The sequence below is a fragment of the Crocinitomicaceae bacterium genome, from assembly GCA_016708105.1.
Taxonomy (GTDB): Bacteria; Bacteroidota; Bacteroidia; order Flavobacteriales_D; family Crocinitomicaceae; genus JADJGJ01.
The window spans coordinates 518,737-540,620 of sequence record JADJGJ010000001.1; the positions used below are offsets into that span (position 1 = coordinate 518,737).

At 38.2% G+C, this 21,884-nt stretch carries 15 protein-coding genes; 10 read left to right on the plus strand and 5 right to left on the minus strand.

The window, feature by feature from the left end:
* Positions 1 to 9: 9 nt before the first annotated feature.
* Positions 10 to 1,302: an aminotransferase class I/II-fold pyridoxal phosphate-dependent enzyme gene (locus IPH66_02160; GenBank protein ID MBK7128156.1), complete on the minus strand. Its 1,293-nt coding sequence runs from the start codon at positions 1,300 to 1,302 to the stop codon at positions 10 to 12.
* Between the two features lie 321 nt (positions 1,303 to 1,623).
* Here IPH66_02160 and bamD point away from each other — a divergent pair, with 321 nt between their 5' ends.
* Genes bamD through IPH66_02190 form a run of 6 tightly spaced genes read left to right on the plus strand, consistent with a single transcriptional unit; the run spans position 1,624 to position 7,922 of the window.
* The gene (gene bamD / locus IPH66_02165; protein ID MBK7128157.1) at positions 1,624 to 2,427 is read left to right on the plus strand and encodes an outer membrane protein assembly factor BamD; all 804 of its coding nucleotides are present in this window, start codon (positions 1,624 to 1,626) and stop codon (positions 2,425 to 2,427) included.
* Between the two features lie 28 nt (positions 2,428 to 2,455).
* Positions 2,456 to 2,794 (plus strand): DNA-directed RNA polymerase subunit omega, encoded by a 339-nt coding sequence (locus tag IPH66_02170; protein ID MBK7128158.1) that lies wholly within the window; start codon positions 2,456 to 2,458, stop codon positions 2,792 to 2,794.
* An 11-nt stretch (positions 2,795 to 2,805) separates the two neighbouring features.
* Positions 2,806 to 4,017 (plus strand): bifunctional phosphopantothenoylcysteine decarboxylase/phosphopantothenate--cysteine ligase CoaBC, encoded by a 1,212-nt coding sequence (gene coaBC / locus IPH66_02175; GenBank protein ID MBK7128159.1) that lies wholly within the window; start codon positions 2,806 to 2,808, stop codon positions 4,015 to 4,017.
* A 13-nt stretch (positions 4,018 to 4,030) separates the two neighbouring features.
* Positions 4,031 to 4,936 carry a DUF4835 family protein gene (locus tag IPH66_02180; GenBank protein MBK7128160.1) on the plus strand — a complete coding sequence of 302 codons (906 nt, stop codon included), beginning with the start codon at positions 4,031 to 4,033 and terminating at the stop codon, positions 4,934 to 4,936.
* A 4-nt stretch (positions 4,937 to 4,940) separates the two neighbouring features.
* Positions 4,941 to 6,599 carry a DNA repair protein RecN gene (recN, locus tag IPH66_02185; protein ID MBK7128161.1) on the plus strand — a complete coding sequence of 553 codons (1,659 nt, stop codon included), beginning with the start codon at positions 4,941 to 4,943 and terminating at the stop codon, positions 6,597 to 6,599.
* A 60-nt stretch (positions 6,600 to 6,659) separates the two neighbouring features.
* A complete protein-coding gene (locus tag IPH66_02190) occupies positions 6,660 to 7,922 on the plus strand; it encodes a DUF4476 domain-containing protein (protein MBK7128162.1) in 1,263 nt (420 codons plus the stop codon).
* Positions 7,923 to 8,253: 331 nt separating this feature from the next.
* Here IPH66_02190 and IPH66_02195 read toward each other — a convergent pair whose 3' ends face one another.
* Entirely contained in the window at positions 8,254 to 10,080 is a 1,827-nt protein-coding gene (locus tag IPH66_02195) for a T9SS type A sorting domain-containing protein (GenBank protein ID MBK7128163.1), read from the minus strand.
* 230 nt (positions 10,081 to 10,310) lie between these two features.
* Between IPH66_02195 and IPH66_02200 the strand changes: the two genes are divergently transcribed.
* Positions 10,311 to 11,075: a 1-acyl-sn-glycerol-3-phosphate acyltransferase gene (locus tag IPH66_02200; GenBank protein MBK7128164.1), complete on the plus strand. Its 765-nt coding sequence runs from the start codon at positions 10,311 to 10,313 to the stop codon at positions 11,073 to 11,075.
* Between the two features lie 37 nt (positions 11,076 to 11,112).
* Here the strand turns inward: IPH66_02200 and IPH66_02205 are convergent, their stop codons facing one another.
* The 3 genes from IPH66_02205 to IPH66_02215 form a co-directional block, all read right to left on the minus strand.
* Positions 11,113 to 12,825, minus strand: a complete 1,713-nt coding sequence (locus IPH66_02205; GenBank protein MBK7128165.1) for a DUF4139 domain-containing protein — start codon at positions 12,823 to 12,825, stop codon at positions 11,113 to 11,115.
* A gap of 106 nt (positions 12,826 to 12,931) precedes the next feature.
* Positions 12,932 to 14,998, minus strand: a complete 2,067-nt coding sequence (locus IPH66_02210) for an SUMF1/EgtB/PvdO family nonheme iron enzyme (GenBank protein ID MBK7128166.1) — start codon at positions 14,996 to 14,998, stop codon at positions 12,932 to 12,934.
* A 67-nt stretch (positions 14,999 to 15,065) separates the two neighbouring features.
* Positions 15,066 to 16,142, minus strand: coding sequence for a type IX secretion system membrane protein PorP/SprF (locus IPH66_02215; protein ID MBK7128167.1), 1,077 nt, complete (start codon positions 16,140 to 16,142; stop codon positions 15,066 to 15,068).
* A 138-nt stretch (positions 16,143 to 16,280) separates the two neighbouring features.
* Between IPH66_02215 and porU the strand changes: the two genes are divergently transcribed.
* Genes porU through IPH66_02230 form a run of 3 tightly spaced genes read left to right on the plus strand, consistent with a single transcriptional unit; the run spans position 16,281 to position 21,881 of the window.
* Positions 16,281 to 20,117, plus strand: coding sequence for a type IX secretion system sortase PorU (gene porU, locus IPH66_02220; protein ID MBK7128168.1), 3,837 nt, complete (start codon positions 16,281 to 16,283; stop codon positions 20,115 to 20,117).
* A 50-nt stretch (positions 20,118 to 20,167) separates the two neighbouring features.
* Positions 20,168 to 21,397 (plus strand): type IX secretion system outer membrane channel protein PorV, encoded by a 1,230-nt coding sequence (gene porV, locus IPH66_02225; protein MBK7128169.1) that lies wholly within the window; start codon positions 20,168 to 20,170, stop codon positions 21,395 to 21,397.
* On the plus strand, positions 21,285 to 21,881 hold the full coding sequence (locus tag IPH66_02230) for a 2-C-methyl-D-erythritol 2,4-cyclodiphosphate synthase (protein MBK7128170.1): 597 nt from the start codon (positions 21,285 to 21,287) through the stop codon (positions 21,879 to 21,881). Before porV ends, IPH66_02230 begins: the two co-directional genes overlap by 113 nt.
* The last annotated feature ends 3 nt before the right edge of the window (positions 21,882 to 21,884 follow it).

The following is a 21,884-nucleotide window of genomic DNA, read 5'->3' on the forward strand; positions in this document are numbered from 1 at the left end:
CAAGAAATATTATTCTTTGATGTTATCCAATTTGAATCCTTTGTCGGTTTCAACTTTAGCTAGTGCATCTGATTTGTACTTGCCTGATTTCAATCCCTCTTGTAATATTTTAAAAGTATCAATGGTATATTGTACATCTTCCAACGTGTGAACAGCAGTAGGAATGATACGCAACATGATCACATCTTTAGGCACAACCGGATATACTACAATGGAACAGAAAATTCCATAATTTTCTCTCAAGTCAAATGTCAAATTTGTTGCTTCAGCCAACGAACCACTCAAGAACACAGGAGTAACCATAGTATTTGTGCGGCCAAGATTAAAGCCTGCATCTTTTAATCCTTTTTGCAATGCAGATGCAATTTTCCAAAGATCATTTTTTAATTCAGGGCGTGTTCTCAATAATTCAAGACGTTTGCGCGCTCCAACAACAATTGGCATTGGCAGTGATTTTGCAAACATTTGCGAACGCATATTGTAACGCAGGAATTCAACAACATCTTCAGTAGATGAAATGAAAGCGCCAATAGATGCCATTGATTTTGCAAATGTTCCAAACAAAATATCAATTTCGTCTTGACAACCCTGCTCTTCACCTGTTCCGGCGCCGGTTTTACCCATGGTACCAAATCCGTGAGCATCATCAACAAAAAGGCGGAATTTATATTTACCCGATTTACGGAATTCTACAATTTCTTTCAATACACCTTGGTCTCCTGCCATTCCGAAAACACCTTCAGTAATTACGAGAATACCTCCACCGGTTTCTTCAGCAAGACGAGTTGCACGTTCCATTTGTTTGTCAAAGCTGGTCATATCATTGTGTTGGAACACAAAGCGTTTTCCTGCATGCAAACGCACACCATCAATAATACAAGCGTGTGATTCACTGTCATAGACAATTACATCTTTGCGGTCAACCAGACTATCAATTGCTGACAACATACCTTGATAACCAAAGTTTACAAGTATAGTATCTTCTTTTCCTACAAAATCTGAAAGTTCTGCTTCCAGTGCTTCGTGTTCTGCCGTTTGCCCGGTCATCATACGTGCACCCATTGGATATGCCATTCCCCATTTAGCTGAGGCATCTGCATCTGCTTTGCGCACCTCAGGGTGATTTGCTAATCCAAGATAATTATTGATACTCCAGATCAGGCACTCTTTGCCGCGGAAAGTCATTTTGCGTCCCAAGTCTCCTTCTAGTTTCGGAAAAGTGAAATATCCATGCACTCCTTTTGCGTGCTGACCAATTGGACCGCGGTTTGCTCTGATCTTTTCAAAAATATCTAATGCCATAGTGTTTATTATTTATCCCGTTTGGGAATTTGGTTTAAATGCGAAATTAGATTGAAAAACGGGATTTTCTATGAGAACCGTTAAATTTTATCCACAATTTTTCGCACTGACATAGGTTTTACGTCAAGCCGACCTTGAAATATTTTGTTCATTTTGCCGTTCAGGTCATTATTCTGAATGATTGAGTTAAAAAAGTGATTCTCCCTCCTGAAAGGTAAATCATGAGTTTTGCCCAACAACATCTGCAGCAAACATTCAGTCACAGGGTTGTGTGTTTATGCTATTTTAACATTTGAAAGATTATCTTTGTCACCATCGTCTATGAAATTTTTGAAATTTATTGGATTATCCATCATTCTTTCTGCACTGTTGAGTGCTTGTTCTGAGTATAATAAAGTCCTCAAAAGCAATGATTATAATTTGCAAAAAGAAAAAGCACTTGAATATTATGAACAAGGTGATTGGGTTAAATCTCTTGCTCTGCTTGAAAACGTTATCCCGTTTTATAAACTAACGCCTGAAGGAGAAAAGCTCTACTTTTATTACTGCATGGCCAATTATAAATTAGGTGATTATTACTTGTCAGGCTATTATTTTAGCAGATTTGTAAGGCAATACCCAAAAAGCCCATACTGCGAAGAGGCCATGTTTTTAGCCGCACTTTGTTCTGTTCATAATTCGCCTCAATATAGTTTGGATCAAACTGAAACATACAATGCGCTAGATGGCTTACAAATTTTCATTGATATGTATCCAAATAGTTCTCGTATTGATACCTGCAATGTTATCATGGACAACTTGCGGGCAAAGCTTGAGCGCAAACAATTTGAATATGCAAAGCTTTATTATCAAACTGAAAACTATAAGGCTGCAGTGGTAGCATTGGAGGCTACTCTTGAGAAATTTCCTGAATCCAGATATGAAGAAGAGGTTCGTTACCTGCTGGTTTTGAGCAACTATTATCTGGCAATCAATAGCATCTCCAGTAAAAAATTGGATCGTTTGCATGAAACTTTGAAAAGTTATAGTAAATTTGTCGCCGAATTTCCGGAGTCTGAAAAGCGCAAAGAACTTGACGCAATCAAAGAAAAAACAGAAAAAGAAATTGAACTGATTAACGGATAACCGGGACAATAATACCAGCAATATGAGCTTGAATTACAAAACAACCAACGCAGAACGCACTACAGTGACAAGAGATTTAGAAAATATCGCCGAAAAAGCAGGCAATATCTATAAAGCTCTGAATGTTATTTCTAAAAGAAGTAATCAAATCAGCGCTGAAATGCGTGAAGAACTTACCAAAAAACTGGCTGAGTTTGCTTCAAGCACTGATAATTTGGAAGAAATTTTTGAAAATCGCGAGCAAATTGAAATTTCAAAATTCTATGAAAGCCTTCCAAAGTCCGTTTCTATTGCCATTCAAGAGTACCTTGAAGGTAAAATTTATTTGAGAGAAACAGCAGAGGCAGACGCTTCGGCTGATATTTAATTCTATCCACTGTGCTGACAGGAAAAAAAATCCTGGTTGGTGTTACTGGCAGTATTGCCGCTTACAAATCTGCTTTTTTAATCAGAGAATTAATCCGTGAAGGTGCTGAGGTGCGTGTTGTGATGTCTCCATCAGGGCGCGAATTTATTACCCCGTTGACACTGGCAACCTTGAGTAAAAACCCCGTTGCTGTTGAGTTCATTAAACCTGAAACTGAAAAAGGAGCAGGTGAGTGGGAAAATCATGTTGAGTTAGGTTTGTGGGCTGATTTGTTTGTAGTTGCCCCGGCATCTGCAAATACCTTGGCTAAATTAGCGGGCGGTACTTGTGATAATTTATTAATGGCCGTATTGCTGAGTTCTCGCTGCCCTGTGTGGGTTGCACCCGCAATGGATCTTGATATGTTCAATCATCCTGCTACGCAAGAAAATATTAGCAAACTCAAACAACGTGGTGTAAGTATTTTAGAACCAGGAACAGGAGAATTGGCAAGCGGTTTAGAAGGAAAAGGCAGAATGCAAGAACCTGAAGAAATTGCTCAGGCAGTGATTTCATATTTCAATCCGCAGCAAAAATTAAAGGGAAAAAAAGTTCTCATCACCGGTGGTCCAACCTACGAAAAAATTGATCCGGTCAGATTTATCGGAAATCATTCAAGTGGTTTAACCGGTGTATTATTAGCTGAAGCTTGTGCACAAATGGGAGCTGAGGTTTATCTGATCTCAGGTCCTACACCTTACAAGCCGATGCTATCAGGCATCCATTTTCTGAAAGTAAATACTGCATTAGACATGTTTGAACTGGTTCAGAAACATTGGAATGATTGTGCTGTTGGAATTTTTTCTGCCGCCGTTGCTGATTACCGCCCTGTTGAAGTTTCGCATCAGAAAATAAAAAAATCAGAAGATACCTTAACAATTCACTTAGTTAAAAATCCTGATCTGCTTTCATGGGCAGGTCAGCATAAATCTGACAAACAAATTCTGATTGGTTTTGCGCTTGAAACAGAGAATGAATTGGTTAATGCACAAGCCAAATTAGATAAAAAAAATTTAGATCTTGTGGTACTAAATTCGCTCCGTGATGAAGGGGCAGGGTTTGGCCATCAGACAAACAAAGTTACTTTCATTGCAAAAGGCAATAAAATAATTAATTTTGAGTTAGAACAGAAAGTTGAGTTGGCTAAAAGAATTGCTGAATTTGCATCTGATCTGTTAAAATGATAATTGAGATTAAGTGAAAAGATTGATAACCATACTGAGTTTTGTTCTTTGCCTGAATCATATTTCAGCGCAAGAGTTGAATTGTCAGGTGAGTGTGATCAATGCCCCTGCGCTTCAAGTGGGCCCGGTTGAAAAAGAAATTTTTGCTGAACTTGAAGCAGCTATCACTGAATTCATGAACAATACCAGATGGACTGCTGACATGTTTGAAATTGAAGAAAGAATAAATTGCAATTTATTTTTTACCATCAATAGCATGCCAACCACTTCAACATTTGAAGGCAAGGTGCAGATAAAGTCTGTGAGACCGGTATATAATTCTGCTTATTCAACGGTATTATTCAATTTTGAAGATAATGATGTAACCTTCAGCTATGCCAGAAATACGGCTTTACTTTTTTCTATTGATCAGTACCGTGATAATCTTACGTCATTGCTTGCTTTTTATGCGTATATGATTTTGGCGTATGACTATGATAGCTTTGAATTAAAAGGCGGAACAAAATATTTTAATAAGGCACAAACCATTGCTAATAACGCAAAAAATTCCGGTGATCCCGGCTGGTCAACTTCTGCCGGAAAAAAGAATAACAGATACTGGATGGTTGACAATGCGCTGCAATCAGTTTTTGAGCCTATCAGAATTTGTTATTACAACTATCATCGCCTTGGCTTTGATATCTTATACGATGATATTATTGGTGGAAGAAAAGTGGTGCTTGAAAGTTTGCAATTGTTAGATAAGGTTCAAAGAGCTCGTCCAAGTTCACTGAATCTACAAATTTTCCTCAGCAGTAAAAGCGATGAACTCGTTAATTTGTTCTCACAGGCTGAAATAGCTGAGAAAAATGCGGTGGTGAGTGTACTTAAAAAATTAGATCCAACCAATTCTTCAAAATATCAGGAAATACTAAATTAGTGGCATGTTGTGCCGATTAGAAATTTCCAACTTTGCGCTGATTGAAAATGTCAGTCTGAATTTTCAACATGGTTTTAGTGTTATTACCGGTGAAACCGGTGCCGGAAAATCAATTCTGCTTAAAGCGCTTGGTTTGGTTTTAGGAGACAGGGCTGATGCTTCAGTTTTGAAGCAAAATGAAAACAAGTGTTTTGTTGAGGCGGTTTTTAATGTTGAATCGCTTAATCTTGAAAATTTCTTTCAAGCACACGAGCTTGATTTTGATAATACATGCATTTTGCGTCGTGAATTTAATCATGCCGGAAAATCACGCTGCTTTGTCAATGATACTCCCGTTCAGCTTCAGGTCTTGAAAGATCTGGGTGAACAAATTGTTTCTTTGCATACCCAACATGAAACATTATCTCTTTTGAATAATCATTTTCATTTTGAAATGTTGGATGCATTTGCGGGGATACAAACAGAGACCCTTCTATATCAAAAACATTTTTCTGAGTATAAAAAAAGATTAAATGATTTGGCATTACTGCGTGAAACAGATGCAAAAAACCGCAAAGAAAAAGACTACAAAGAATTTTTACTGAACGAACTGAATGCTGCCAATCTGCAACAAACAAACATTGAAAAATTATCAGATCAATTGATGCGAATTCAGAATAGTGAGAAAATTGCCGGGCTGCTTTCTAAAATAACCAATAATCTTAGTTTGGATGAGTCAAATATTGTATCACAATTAAAACAGATTGCCAACTGGGTTGACGAATTGAAAAAACTTGATCCCTCTATCACTGCAATTACTGAAAGACTTGAGGTTTTGCGCATTGATTTGGCTGATATCGCCCGTGAGTTTGATGATCTCTCCGAGCAATCTGAAATTTCTGAAGAGTCTGTGCAAACCATCAAAGAAAAGATGGATGTTTTTCACACACTCTCTTATAAACACAATGTAAAAACAGTTGAAGAATTGATTCTTTTAAAAGACAAACTTGAGAAAGAATTATCACAAATTGAAAATATTGAAAACTCAGTTCTTCAAACTGAAAAAGAAATTGAAAAGTTATACCAAAATCTGATCAGTCTTGCTCAAAAGATTAGTCAAAAACGCGAGAAAAAAATTTCTGATTTCTGTAAAGCAATTCACGGGGTATTGTCGGATCTTCTCATGGTAGATGCAAAAATTCAGCTTGATTTGAAGAAGGCAATGGAATTGAATAAACACGGCCTGGATGAATTAGAATTTTTATTCAAAACAAATAAAGGAGGAGAATTTCTGCCCTTGAAAAAAATAGCATCAGGCGGAGAATTATCTCGTTTAATGCTGGCAATATTGTCTGTTATTTCAGCTTCAAAAAAATTACCGGTTCTTATTTTTGATGAAATTGATACAGGAGTGTCCGGTGAGGTGGCCTCACGCATGGCTACTGAATTTCAACGCATCGGAAAATCTTTGCAACTCATTGTTATTACCCATTTGCCTCAGGTTGCGGCTAAAGGGACAATGCATCTTCACGTCTATAAAGAATCAACTGCAAATAAAACGCATACCTTTGTCAAAGATCTAACCAAAGACGAGCGTATTGAGCAGTTGGCCAGAATGATGAGCGGAGAGAAAGTTACCAAAGCTGCACTTGAAAATGCAGGTAACCTGTTAAATTTTTCCTAAAAACATTTTCTGGCACAAACGTTGCCTAAACCCGTTGTTAAACTTTAAATAATTTATACTATGAAACATTTATTACTCTTATTTTTTGCATTCGTCAGTTTTACTATGATTGCGCAACGTTCAGGTCAAGTGGTGATCTACTCTAATTCAGGTGAAAAATTTTATGTGGTACTTAATGGTGTCAGACAAAATATAAACCCTGAAACCAATGTGAAGGTTACCGGATTGACCAGTGAATGGTATGGATGCAAAATTATCTCAGCCAACAATTCATTTGAATTGGAAAAAAATATTGCCGTAAAAATGGACACCCTAGTTACCTATCAAATCACCGGTAAAAAAGGCAAATACAAGTTGAGATATTTTTCTGAAACACCCTTAAAAGATGTAACTGCCAACACCAATCAAACGGTGGTTGATTATTCTCCCACCACAACCACAACAACGGGTAATAGTGGCGGAACAACTACCACAACAACTACAACAGGTACAACAGGAGTAACTACAACAACAGGCACAACGAACGGCAACACCGGGGTAACAACTACCGTTGGTACAACTGGGGGCACTACAACGGGAACCACAGGCGTTACTACTACTGTTGGTACAACCGGAACAACGACCACCGTAGGTACCACCGGAACTACGGGGAGTGAAACAACAACTGAAAGCGTAAACATTAATATCAACGTATCTGAAAATGGTATGCAGATGAATATGAGCGGTACAACAACAGGTACAGGTACTGAGGCAGTAAATACTTCTACTCAGGTTGGAGGTAATGGAACCATGACTACCTCTACAAGTACCAACGGAACTACCAGCGGAACAAACGGTACTACTACACACTATGAGGAAACCACTACCACAACTACCACTACCACCACTACTACAAATGGTGGAAATACTTTGTATACTGATCCTGATATGACAGTAGTTATTAATACCAACGGAAACACAGGTACCACAACTGGCACTACCAACACAACAACAACAACAACTGGTAATTCTGGCTACAGTGGTAGCGGTTCATGTTATATGAGTGACACTGATTTTGCGGCGTTGAAGAAATCTATAACAGCTGAAAGTTTTGCTGATGATCAATTGAGAGTGGCTAACATGGCGGCAAATAGTAAATGCATGAGCGTAGCTCAAATTAAAGAAATCATGCAACTCTTTGCTCACAGTGATGATCAATTGGCCTTTGCAAAAGCGGCGTACACAAATTGTACAAATAAAGGGGACTATTATTTGTTGATGGAAGTTTTAACTTTCTCAGATGACAAAGAAGAACTTGAAAATTTTATTAATGCAAATAAATAATCCTGACTTTAAATCAGTAAATGCCTGAAGTAACTTCATTAAAAATTTTTTTAATGGCAAGATCATATTGAAAAAAGGGAGTGAGAAATTGCTCCCTTTTTTTATTTCCTTAAATTATGATTAAGCATAAGCCTTATTGAAATATTTGTGCTCTGCCTATCACGTTAGATTTAGAAATGCTTACACCAACGAATGATCTTCTGACTACTAGCTAAATGGTTAGGTTTATTCTGAAAAAAATACTGAATAATCGCGTGATGGGATCTGTTTAGTCCGAAAAAAAAAAGCGCCTCTGAAAATCAGAGACGCTTCTTTCAAACAAGAAGTTTGATTATTTTGAGATATAAATTTTTTGAGAAAGATTTGTTTGTGCACCTGACAACGTAACAACATAAATTCCGCTGGCAACACTTGAAACATCAAAATCAGCTTGTGTTTCTTGTGTGTTCACTTCAGATGAATGAACAATTTTTCCGTTCATATCCAATACAGTTGCAGAAACTTTTTCATCTTTCAAACTATGCCAGATAATGCGAACAGTTTCAGCATTTGGTTGGTAAGCATTGAAAAACGGAGTAGAAGTTTCCAGTTCTTCTGTTCCGGCTAAATGCCAGCTAGAAAAGGAAATAACTCGTGTGCGGCGAGTTCCTGATGTACCCAAATATTCACCTGTGTACCAGAACGTCATGTCATCAGAAGGGTCCATAGTCATTTGAGCGTAATCACCATAACGGTTTCCGCCTGTTTGTGATCCAGTTCCTTCAACACCAATTTGTTCTTGTACGGTCATTTGACCAAGTGGGTCGTTTTTGAAACGTCCTGTATAGCGGATTCCAGGGTAATCTCCAGGTCCGCAAAACGAATAAGCTAATGCAATATTTCCTTGCGCATCCATTGCAACATTACCCATCCAACGGCTGTTGTCAGAATCAGGAGAGTAAGTTCCTTGTTGATAAATGTACCAAACACCATCGTTGTTGTCTCTCAATTCATACCATCTTACACCGGCGCGGTTTGTATTGTCAACATCAACTGTGTGACAAAGCATAACTACGTTGTAATCCGGGAATCTGCGATACTGGGCGCGATACATAAAAATTCCGGTAACGGCATCAATTTTCTGTGATGTACCAGGTTGTGCAATATCATCCCAGCTTGATGTAAAAACAGAATTAAATGCAGCCGTGTGCAAGGTGTCGTAGTTTACAACTGAACCTGTATTGGTATCCCAATTCACGGTTGCTTTTAAAATTTTAATGTGGTCAGCTGTGATACTTCCCCAAGAATTGTCTTGCACAGCAAAGAAATAGCATGGCTCATCAGCATCCGGTTCTGTTGGTCCTTCAGCATAAGCAGGAGCAACACTGTTGAAGAATTGATAAAAAGCAGGGAAAGACATATTTATTTTTCCGGCAGTTTGATCACCCAACAACATTTTTTCGCGTTCAAAAGCAACACAGTCATTTGAAGCTGTATTGGTAGTCATGAAATAGGCATTAGACCATACACCAAATTTTGGATAATCAGGGAACGATGGGAATGTGAATTCATAAGTATAATAAGAACCAAGCGGATCAGAACTTTCAGAAACAGCAATTAAAATACCGTTGTTTGATACTTTAAATTGACTGATAAACCATCTGTCAGCAAAGCGGTCATACATCACAATTGGGTCACCATCACTGGTTGAACCCCAGAGTGATCCGAGTGAAGCAGGAGATGAGGCGCTTGAACCATCTTTATTATAAATACGGTAAGATGAGTTTACAGCTTGAACAAAATGATCTGGTCCTGCGGCACCGGTAGGGTCAGGAGGAAATGCACCAGATTGAGCTTGCCAATTTGCTTTCATCATGCCTTCACCTGAGCGCGAACCCATAGTGGTTTGGGCAACTGGGTCAATGCCGCCTGTTTCAGGAATGCCCCTGTCATCAATCATTTCCCAGTTTGGCTTTTGTTTACGGTCTTTACAAACTGCATTATCAAAAGCGTGTTCGTCTACCGCAGGTACATTCTGAAGAAGCTCACGCAGTGGGGGAGTTTTAGTAAATCGAATACATTCTTCGTAGGATGACTTAACCTCCATTTCATCTTGCTGTGCTTGCAATACAACAGGAACGGTTATCAGAGCAAGTGAAAGCGTAATTAATTTTTTCATGTGCAAAAGTTTTATTTGTTTTAAACTCACACGTTATGCTCCATTTTCACTACCCTGGCTGATGGGTAATTAGACCGGTGCATTTCATGGTTTTGAGAATTTTAATCCATTAAAGGTACAAAAAAAATCAGAGAGTTCATACAACCGTTCATCACAAGCAAGGCTGAAGGCAAGGGATAATTAGCTTGAGATCGCACAATATCACTATATTTGCGACACATAGAAAGCCTATGCCTTTATTCAGAAAAAATGTATTTAACCAATCCATTCTCCTTAAAAAGGCGACGATTCGTTTTTTCGGCACGGTAGTATATTTTAGGTTTAATTTCCGATACAAAGTGCGCATTGAAGGTGCTGAGGTTTTTCAGAATTTGCAGGATAAAAACGTGATGATCATTTCAAATCACCAAACTTATTTTGCTGATGTGTCATTTTTTCTGCATGCAATTCACGCCGCTATTACCGGTCATCCAAACAGTATTCGGTACCCAGGTTTTTTAAAATGCAAGAAGCATAATATTTATTATGTGGCGGCAGAAGAAACCATGAAGGCGGGTTTTCTTCCAAAATTATTGGCAATTTCAGGTGCAGTTACAATAAACCGTACTTGGCGCGCAAATGGTCAGAATGTGCGACGCAAGGTTGATAGAAAAGAAACTGAGAATATTGATAAAGCGCTAAATGACGGTTGGTTGATTACTTTTCCTCAGGGCACAACAACTCCTTATGCACCGGGCAGAGTTGGCACGGCTATAATTGCGAAAAAACATCAGCCCGTGGTAATTCCGGTAGTGATTGATGGATTCCGAAGGGCATTTGACAAAAAAGGAATTCGCCTTAAAAAAACAAATACTGAATTGCGCATGCGTGTTAAACCACCAATAGATATTGACTATTCAAAAACAGTTGAAGAAATCATGCAGCAAATGATGTCTTCTATTGAACAGACAAAAGATTATAACGTGCTTGAAAAAATAAAAAAGCAGGAACAATAAAGTCCCTGCTCTTTGTCCCTCGCCTCATTTTCCAGATCTAATAATAAGCAAGGTTAACGTTTTTTGTTTTATCGTACTTGACAGTATAAACCAGATTGACAGTTTGTGATTCTGAAGGTTTCATTCGCATATTCCATTCTGTTATTCCGGTGATTGGATCAGTGATTCCTTTACTGATATCTATTACCTCTACTTCAATTTCAGAATTTCTGCTGATTGGCAATTGATCTTGCATAATCAACCGAATATTTTTTGCTTTTTGATTTTTTATCGTGATATGATATGAAACCGTTTTTTCAATTTTATCACCTACCACTTTTTCTTTTGATTCATCTTTCATTAAAGTACGTGAAACAACAATGTTTTGATCTTTTCCTAAACTGATATTCATAGTGTCTTCTAGTGTTGACGGATTTAAATAGGTCTCTCCAATATATGCCCCATCATGAAATAAATTTGCTTTACCCGGAACCAAATTCAATTCACCAAGATTTGTGATGCGCGCAACCATGTATACTGAAAGGTCAAGTTTTGGCACAGCGTAATACAAGTAATCAGTATTCAATGATTTTGTATTAATGAGAACCATGTTTTTCTGGTTGTCAGATTTGATCGAGTAGGGAAGATCAATGGCATATTCTACTGACAAAAGATGACTGATCATGGTGCTGTAGTTGATAGATGTTTCTGCATCTGTATACTCTTCACCATCCTTAGTTGAAATACTGCTCTCTGAAAGGCTAGGCATGGCTGTTCCATAACCATTCAAATTACCTGATGTGGTTGAGTATGTCTTTTTTTGCTGATCGTCGTAATTTCCATAGTAGGTGTAGTAGTCAAGATACCAAGGTTGCAGTTCAGGTTTGGTTTTGTTTGCATAAGGATTGTTGGTTGACAGACTAAGTTTTACATCGTTCCAGTCAATACCGGTATTTTGATAAACATGGGCTTTATAGGTAAGTTCAATTGAGTTTGTTGAAGCGGTGCTTCTGAAATCATACATGGGTACCCAGCCGGCATTGTTGGCCAAATAGGTTGCTTCTATTTTTCCGGTGGCCGCCTCTTCTGCTGAAATTGTGACTTCAATGCGGTGAATAGGCTCCATGTTTTGCTGATATACCAGGTTATTGTTTGCATTGTAATTATAAAGTTCATTCAACCTTGTTTGCATTCGGGTTTGTTTTTTTGCCAGTAAATATTTTTGTCTGTTTAAACTCAATAATTCTTTATTTATCTGATTCATTTTTTCATGATAAAATAACAATGCGTCTTTTAATAAGGGAATTGAATCATTCACTTTACCCTGTCCTTTGATGGTGCCATTGTTTTCAATGATGCGTTTTTCACTGTTCAATACATCAATTTGATTTTGGATAGTTGCAATTTCATATTCAAGTTCAAATAATGAATCTTGCAACAGTGAAATTTCTTTTTGTATTTTGACAGGAATTTCATTGTTTGGATTTTCTACCGGATCAGGTTCAGGATAATGAATTGTGTATTTTGATTCAAGTAACACAATACTACCCGTAGCATTTATCTGAATGCTGTTTGGATCAATGCTTGGACTGATGCCTTCAAGTATTAAGGTGGTAATTCCTTTTTGAACACTGTATGTTGCTTTTTGTTGTATCTGTGCTCCTTGTTGATACACGGTTACTTTTGAAATTGACGATTTGATTACGGTTCCTTTGTCTGCTGCAAATGATATTGCAGATACTAAGCAAAGAAGAGACAATATTTTTTTCATAATTCATGTTATTTGATCTGAAGTACAACACGAGAAAAAAAAGGTTCAAAAAAAAAATCCTGCACCAAACTATGGGCAGGATTTTTTACAATCAATTAAATAATTTCTATCTATATCTTCCTAAACCTTTAGGGCTTCCAAGACGATCCATCGCACAGCGGAAACCGATAGTACAGTTTGATTGATCTTCATCTAAGAAGCGACGGTTAGATCCAACAATCCAGTAAGCTCTGTCTTTCCATGAACCACCTTTGTACACACGTGATTTATCTGAAACCAATGTGGTAGGCCAACCTGTTCTGTCGTTTGGTCTGATTTGTCCTCCAACTAAATCATACGCCTCATGATCATTCTGATACATTACCAATGATTCATCACGTACACCGGAATTGATATCTCCTTTGCGTTGATCATCTCCGTAGAATAATGAAGATTCAAAATCACCATCAATATAATCACGGTAATCAGAGTTTTTATAGTTGGTACGCTCTATGTTTTCTTCTTGCGTAACTTGTCTCCATTTCAAATTTCCCGGTGTATTTACGATATAATCAGAAATTCCTTTTCTCAACATTGGAATAATTTCTAATGGATATTCGTTACCAAGCTCATCAGTGCGGATAAATCTTGGATCAACTCCATCAAATAATCCGTCAAAAATATTGGTTTGAATAATTTCAGATGCCTCCATGTAGAACTGATCATTTGCCGCCTCAATAGCGAGGTCAACAACCCTATTCAATTCTCTTAAAAGCATCAACTCCATAGAGTCTTTTTCTTTACTTTTTGTCAGGTAAACTTGTTCTGGTGGGTTATTGTAATATTCAATGTCATTACGTGATTTCACGTTAGTTCCCATTCCGTTGTAATACTGCTCTAAACCTGATGCTGCTGAAGAGTCAGTTGAATCTCTTTCAATCAAAACAGGAGCGTGATCTTGTGCAGAAATACGTTGGAAACGCACGCGTTCAAATTCATGTAAATATTCTTTAATACCATACACGTCATACAATACCTGAGAAGTTTTCTCATCAATCACTCCGTCATTTCCAAGAACTTTAGTGGTGAAAACGTTACCTCTGAAAGGTCTGAATTCATCAAAATCTTCGTGAGAAAGTGGACGATAAACATCCATAACCCATTCTGAAACGTTACCAGCCATGTGATACAAACCGTAATCATTTGGCCAGTATGAATCCACTGGAGCAGTGATATCAGCGGCATCATTCAAAGCACCTGCAACACCCATGTAGTCACCTTGTCCACGAACAAAGTTTGCACGAATATCTCCCTGGAATTGTTCATCATCTTGACGAACCCAGTGACCTGTCCAAGGATAAGTTCTTCTGTTTTCAATTACGCCCGGGTCAGCTTCATTAGTCATTGATCCGATCAAACCATAATAAGCAAATTCCCATTCAGCTTCTGTTGGGAGGCGATAACGCGGTAGAAGAATACCGTCTTCCATTCTAACAATACGTTGTCCTAAATCAGATTTTCTTCCGCTCCAACCTTGTTTTGGATCAAGATCCATCAGTTTTTGTTCTTTATCTTCACCAGGGTGATATTGATCAGCCAAATATGTATCAGTAGTAAAAGGATCTCCGGATTGATCAGGATTCCAAGTAAGAACACCCTCACGAATCAAGATGAATTCATTCACCCGATCAGTGCGCCATTTGCAGAAATCATTTGCTTGAGTCCAACTTACACCAACAACAGGGTAATTTTGATAAGCTGGGTGACGCAGGTAATATTCTACATAAGGTTCATTGAACGCCAAAGGAGTTCTCCAGCAATTGGTATCTGGTAAAGCATTTTTGTAAATCATTGGAAATTCTTCATAAGTACGGCGTACCCAATAAAGATATTCAAGCCAGTTGAAGTTAGTAACCTCAAATTGATCAAGATAAAATGAAGAAACCGTTACACGACGAGGTGTATTGTTCCATTCATAGGTAACATCTTGCTCACCGCGGCCCATGGTAAATGTTCCACCTTCAACAAGGATCAGACCCGGACCAGTTTCTTGGTCGTAGTAAGGCACCTTTTGAAATCCTCCGTTTTCAGGTCGGTTATACTCCCAGCCTGTTGCATTTGAGCGCTCATGAGCACAAGAAGCCATTATGCCGGCTATACCTAAAGTGACTATTACAAGTTTACTCCCTTTCATGGTATTCTAGTTTAAATTTTAATTTCTTGCTTTATAATCAATCTTTCTAAAAAGGTTACAAACATAATTAAAAAGAAGGACATGATATCGTTCTAAACTTTTGAGGTTTTTTAGAACAGTTAAAATTAAGGCCTAAAGAAAGCTCATGCGACCCTCCTGAGGCATTGGTAAGCGGTGATACTGTTACATCATAGCTATAACCAAATTTAAATGTACCTGAATCAACACCTACGGTCATGATAAACGCATCTCTTGGTCTAAGCCAGACTCCTGCGGTAAAAACACCGTATTTAATATAGGTTCCAATATTTAGTTGCATAAAGCCATCTTGATAAGTATAGATGACATTAGGAGAAATAGAAGTTACATTCTGATATTGCGATCCCTTACCAAAAGGAATATTAGCACCAATGTGTCCGGTAAAGCGCATAGGAAGTTCAGACAGACCAAGAATCAGTGATTCATCAGGAGTATTGAGGTGTCTTGCGGCAAAACCAAAATAGAAATTTTTTGAAAATCCTACGAAGCCTGCAGAAACGTCAAAGAAACCTCGTGTTCCCCAACCATTATCCATGAGTGTTCCGCGAGGTTGATCACCGGTTTGGTAAATAAATCCACGGCGAGGGTCAATCATATCTCCAAAAGTTAATTTGCTCCAATCAAGAAACTTTTGATTCCAGGTTGCTTGAGCACCAAATAACATGGAGAATTTTCGGGTAACATTAAGGTGGTAAGAATAAGCTAAACTAAGTGTAGACCAGTTGATGGTGTTTTTTCCGGCCATATCATTAGTTACCATAAAGGCAATACCGCCCTGCAATACTTCAACAAATTGGTCGTACGAAATAGAATTGGTAATAAATGAACCTGAAATAGATGGCCATTCATTGCGGTGATTCATGTTTATGCGTGGGCAACCATGCGTGCCGGCCATGGCAGGGTTAAGATAAATGGGATTAGCGTAAAACTGCGTGAACTCAGGATCTTGAGCATGCGCAAACCTAGCTGAGCACATCAAAAGTGATAAGCTGAAAATCCTTAAAAAATTTTTCGTACAACTTCCCATAATCCAGTTAATCGCCCTTCTGTTACGATAGTTTAAATCTAAGGTTTCAAGCATTGATAATTTTTTTGGTTGAGCCATGCGTTGTTTAATTATTTTTTTGTCTCGGTTTTTCAAGCAAAAATGCGGGGTTCAAATTTCTAAAATTTTCCGGCTCATCTGCAATAATACGTAATTTTAGCCGTTTTTTCAACAATATTATTTAGGTCTGTTTTATTTATGGGGTATCGTTTTGATCCAAAAGTGTTGATTTTATTCAGTTTTTTACTTGTTACAAGTGGTCCGCTACTATTTGGACAAAAAAAACTTATTGAAGTACATACCAGCTGGAATGCGCAACAAGCCCGTTGTATCCCTTGCGGATTTGATCCTGTTGGTCCCGGTATTTTCTCAAGTCAGGCCATTTCATTAAACGATCGCGGAATAAAAAGTTACACGTACCAAATTAAACAGGTTGTTTATGAAAAAATCGGCAATCAACAGTTAGTACCGGCAAAACAACTTGTTTTTAAATCACAACACGATGCAGATATCCGGTTTGAAACCGCCCGAGGTGAAAATTATCTTGTGGCAAGGTATAATCCAATCATTGAACAAAATGGTGAACTGGTCATCGTGAGTAAAATGGTGATTGAAGTAGAAACAATTGGAACTCAAATCACAGGTGATCGGGCTGCAACCTTTGCAAGTACTTCAGTTCTCGCATCAGGTTTCTGGTATAAAATTGGGGTAACTAATTCAGGAATTCATAAAATGGATGCTGCCTTTTTGGGATCACTTGGAATAACCACCTCAGGTCTTAACCCTAATCACATTAATATTTACGGAAATCACACCCCAAAACTACCTACGCAAAACAGTACCCATCGTCCGGATGATTTGTTGAAAAACAGTATTTACATTGAAGGAGGAGGAGACGGATCTTTTGATGCAAGTGACTACATTTTATTTTATGCAACCGGACCAGATGTGGTAACCGTTGGCGGAAGCGATTTTGCAGCAAGTAGAAATAATATTGATACTATGCTGTATTATTTTATACATATTGATGCGAGCGATGCGCCACAACGAATTACATCAATTGGCAATTCTGCAGATGCTGTTACGCACACAGTAAATTCCGGCGCTGACTATTTTTTGCATGAAAACGACAATGTCAACTTACTTAAATCAGGTGATGGTTGGTATGGTGAACATTTTGACATTGAATTGACGCATAACTTTTCTGCCGATCTCGGTTCAGTAAAATCAGGTACCGGAATCAAGATGACTACCGCGGTGGCATCTACAGTGAAGTCTGGCACAGCATCACTCAGTGTTGTTGTCAATGGTACAACGCAGGATGTAGTTACCTGTTCATTGGTTACGGGTTCTTATACTGAAGCAAAATATAATACGTCAACCATCACGTTTAACAGTGCAGCATCAACAATGAATTTCAACCTTAGTTTTCAAAGATCAAGTGCGGCAAGTGAAGCATGGCTTGATTATATTTTGCTGAATTATGAAAGAAATTACATCATGGGCAGCAACCAATTGCATATTAGAAATCTCGCTTCTGTTGGATCGGGAAATACAGCGGCCTATACCATTTCAAATACAACATCATCCTTACAAGTTTGGGAAGTAACAGCACCCTGGGCAGCAACCAAAGTGAATGGCAGTTTCAGTGGTTCAGATTTTCTCTTTACTCAAAACAGTGATTCGCTGCGCACATACATCTCTTTTTATGCCACGCAGACGTTCACACCTATTGCAATGGGATCAGTTTCAAACCAAAATTTACACGCTTTACCACAGGCTGATTATATACTTGTTTCCCATGCAAGTTTTATGACACAGGCTGAGCGTTTGGCAGATTTACACAGAGATAATGGATTGGATGTACATGTGATAGAATTGCAGAAAGTATATAATGAATTCAGTTCAGGTGTGGCTGATCCGGTTGCGGTAAGATGGTTGATGAAAATGTTTTATGATCGCGCGGCAGGAGACCCGAATGAGATGCCAAAATACCTGTGTTTGTTTGGCGACGGAACGTATGATCCGCTGAACCGAGTGGAAGCAAATAATTACCTGATGCCAACTTATAACAGTGAAGAATCTGGTGATATAGATTTTATTTCATCGTATACCGCGGATGATTTTTTTGGATTTTTAGATGATTTAGAAGGCATGTCTGCTTTTAATTTATTAGATATTGGAGTAGGACGCATACCAGTGACAACCCTTGATGAAGCTGAAGATGTTGTCAACAAAATTGAACACTATATGAAGTATGGTTCATATCTGTACAGCAATGCAAGTGGCGTGCAATGCAATTCTGACGGTTACTCGTCATCTTTTGGAGACTGGAGAAACCGGTTGGTGTTGATGGCAGATGATCAGGACAACGGTCAATTTGTCAATGATTGTGAGGCACTGGCTGATTCTGTGAGAAAAAATTATCCTGAAATGAATGTCGTCAAAATATACCTGGATGCATACCAACAAGTTGTTACTTCGGGCGGACAACGTTATCCTGAAGTTGAAGAAGCAATAAATCAAAACATCAATAAAGGAGCCCTGGTTTTTAATTACGTTGGACATGGCGGTGAAACAGGTTTATCATTAGAAAGAGTGGTAACCGTGCCTATGATACAGGCCTGGACCAATATTAATAATCTCACCATGTTTATTTCGGCAACTTGCGAGTTTAGTCGTTATGATGATCCCAATCGAGTATCTGCCGGAGAAACTATTTTACTCACACCACTTGGAGGCGCTGTAAGCTTGATGACAACAACACGGCTGGTGCAGGTTTCAGTGAATACAGAATTGGTTCAAAATCTCTATACCTTATTATTTGATGAGATCAATGGTGAAGGTTTGGCACTGGGAGAAATTTTAAGACAAACTAAAAATCTTTCTGCAGGATCAGATAATATCAGAAGCTTCACACTACTGGGAGATCCTGCTTTGCAACTTGGAAAACCACAACCATTTATTGTAACGGACAGCATTAATGGAGTATCTGTTGCAATGCCTACTGACACCCTGAAGGCATTGTCTAAAGTTACATTCTCCGGACACATAGAAGATGTAAATGGAAATATAATGACCGGATACAACGGCATAGTTTATCCAACAATTTATGATAAATGGAAAACCAAATACACCCTTGGTCAGGATACGGATTCACCCATCAAGCCATTTCAAACTCAGAACAATATAATATACAAAGGAAAGGCAACGGTGACCAATGGATATTTTGAATACACTTTTGTCGTTCCAAAAGATATTGATTATGCTTACGGGCGGGGCAAAGCAAGTTATTATTCTCAAAACACCATCAGCCATTCTTATGGTTATGATACCAGCTTTGTAACAGGCGGTGTTGACCCTGACGGAATAAATGACGCTATTGGACCGGTGATTAATTTATATATGAATGATGAAAATTTTGCTAATGGTGGAATAACGAATTCGCGCCCACTGTTAATCGCAGAAATTTCAGATGAAAACGGAATTAATACCACAGGTAATGGAATAGGCCATGACATCACTGTCATACTTGACGGCAACACGGCGAATCCAATAGTGCTGAATAATTTTTATGAAGCAGATTTAGATACCTATCAAAGCGGAAAAGTGACTTATCAATTCACTGAGTTGTCTGAAGGAGAACATACCGTGACATTTAAAGTTTGGGATGTAAATAATAATTCATCTGAACAAACACTTGAATTTGTTGTTGTAGAAGAGGCAGAACTTGGGTTGAGTCATGTCCTGAACTATCCTAATCCATTTACAACTTACACAGAGTTTTACTTTGAACACAACCAATGTTGTTCATCGTTAGAAGTGAAGGTTGAGATTTTTACGGTATCAGGTAAATTGGTTAAAACCTTGTTTGAAACCGTGAATACTATTGCATATCGCAATGAAGGCATAGCTTGGGATGGAAGAGATGATTACGGGGATAAGTTGGCGCGTGGTGTTTATGTATACCGCATCAGCGTTAAAACTGCTGAAGGGCTAAAGGCTGAAAAGGTTGAAAAACTGGTAATTTTATAAGCTACACAATAATAAGAACGCAATTACGTATATTTGTGACAATCGTACGAATGAAAAAATTAGGATTTACTCTCACACTACTTGGAACAGTATCCTTGGTAAATGCACAAAATTTATCCAAGGACGAAACCGAATTTGATATTCAATTGAATACTATCACCACCGCTGTTCCGTTTTTAATTATTGCACCAGATTCACGTGCCGGAGCTCTTGGAGATGCCGGCGCTGCTACATCTCCGGATGTTAACTCTTTCCATTGGAATACGGCTAAACTTTCTTTTTCAAAAGAGAAAGCAGAATTTGGCGCGTCATACTCTCCTTGGTTAAGACAATTGGTTGATGATATTCACCTATCTTATTTGAGTGGATATTCAAAAATTGGTCGCAGCCACGTGGTTGGAGGTTCGTTGCGTTATTTTTCATTAGGGAATATCACATTCACTGACAATTTGGGTAATGTAATTATGCCATTTTCTCCTAACGAGTTTGAGGTTGTTGGAGGTTATGCATTTAAGTTGAGTGAAAGAAATTCCGTTGGGATGAACGCGAAGTTTGTTTATTCAAACCTGACAGCCGGTATAAATGTTGGAAGTGCTGGAACAAAACCTGGAGTTGCCGGTGCAGTGGACATTTCTTATGCATATCGTAATGAGGATATCCGCTTAGGCAATACTGATGCTACCTTATCTATTGGAACAACTATTTCAAATATTGGAAACAAAATTTCATACACTACAGATTCTCGTCGTGATTTTTTACCAACTAATCTGCGCTTAGGTACGGCCTTGAATATGCGTTTTGATCAATACAATTCACTTACAGCTACTGTTGATTTTAATAAATTATTAGTGCCTACTCCTCCTGAAATGTTTGGTGATGAAATTATTTCAGGCATGGATCCTGATGTTGGTGTTGTTACCGGAATATTACATTCATTTTATGATGCGCCGGGTAATGTTTTTGTGAATGCTGATAGTACTTATTCAGTTGAAAAAAATTCTCGTTTTGGAGAAGAGTTGCGTGAAATAAATATTGGCGGTGGTTTGGAATATTGGTATTCAAATCTACTTGCCGTGCGCATGGGATATTTCAATGAACATCCCTCAAAAGGAGCAAGACAATACTTGACTTTTGGCGCAGGAATTTATTATAGTGTGTTTGGCATTGATGTTTCTTATCTTGCTGCGTTTACACGTACAAATCCACTGGCTAATACCATTCGGTTTTCTATTAAATTCAAGTTTGGTTCAGGCACCAAAGACTCTAATCCGCGTGAATAATTTTCCGGCCATCAGAATTGGTTTTGGCGTTGACATTCATCAACTGCAAGAAGGTTACAAACTTTTTATTGGAGGTGTTCAGTTAGAAGCACCTTTTGGCGCAGTTGGCCATTCTGATGCTGATGTCCTTTTACATGCTATTTGTGATGCGTTGTTAGGTGCTGCCAATTTGCGTGATATTGGTTTTCATTTTCCTGATACTGATCCTAAATATAAAGGGGCAGACAGCAAAATTCTTTTGCGTGATTCATTTTTGAAAATCAAAGAAAAAGGATACGCTGTGATCAATATTGATTGCACCGTCATGTTGGAATTTCCAAAAGTGAATCCGCATATTCCTCAAATGCAAAAAATTATTGCTGATATCCTTGAGGTGACAATTGATGAAATATCTATTAAAGCTACCCGTGGTGAAAAATTGGGTTACGTGGGTGAAAGCAAAGGAATTCAGGCGTATGCTACAGCATTGATTGTAAAAGGCTAAGTT

Excerpts from the sequence above, each read along its gene's own strand:
- recN (MBK7128161.1), top strand. The coding sequence starts at position 4,941 with ATGTTGTGCCGATTAGAAATTTCCAACTTTGCGCTGATTGAAAATGTC.
- IPH66_02200 (MBK7128164.1), top strand. The coding sequence starts at position 10,311 with ATGCCTTTATTCAGAAAAAATGTATTTAACCAATCCATTCTCCTTAAA.
- bamD (MBK7128157.1), top strand. The coding sequence starts at position 1,624 with ATGAAATTTTTGAAATTTATTGGATTATCCATCATTCTTTCTGCACTG.
- IPH66_02160 (MBK7128156.1), bottom strand. The coding sequence starts at position 1,302 with ATGGCATTAGATATTTTTGAAAAGATCAGAGCAAACCGCGGTCCAATT.
- IPH66_02215 (MBK7128167.1), bottom strand. The coding sequence starts at position 16,142 with ATGGCTCAACCAAAAAAATTATCAATGCTTGAAACCTTAGATTTAAAC.
- IPH66_02195 (MBK7128163.1), bottom strand. The coding sequence starts at position 10,080 with ATGAAAAAATTAATTACGCTTTCACTTGCTCTGATAACCGTTCCTGTT.
- IPH66_02205 (MBK7128165.1), bottom strand. The coding sequence starts at position 12,825 with ATGAAAAAAATATTGTCTCTTCTTTGCTTAGTATCTGCAATATCATTT.
- porV (MBK7128169.1), top strand. The coding sequence starts at position 20,168 with ATGAAAAAATTAGGATTTACTCTCACACTACTTGGAACAGTATCCTTG.
- IPH66_02190 (MBK7128162.1), top strand. The coding sequence starts at position 6,660 with ATGAAACATTTATTACTCTTATTTTTTGCATTCGTCAGTTTTACTATG.
- IPH66_02210 (MBK7128166.1), bottom strand. The coding sequence starts at position 14,998 with ATGAAAGGGAGTAAACTTGTAATAGTCACTTTAGGTATAGCCGGCATA.
- IPH66_02230 (MBK7128170.1), top strand. The coding sequence starts at position 21,285 with ATGTTTCTTATCTTGCTGCGTTTACACGTACAAATCCACTGGCTAATA.
- porU (MBK7128168.1), top strand. The coding sequence starts at position 16,281 with ATGGGGTATCGTTTTGATCCAAAAGTGTTGATTTTATTCAGTTTTTTA.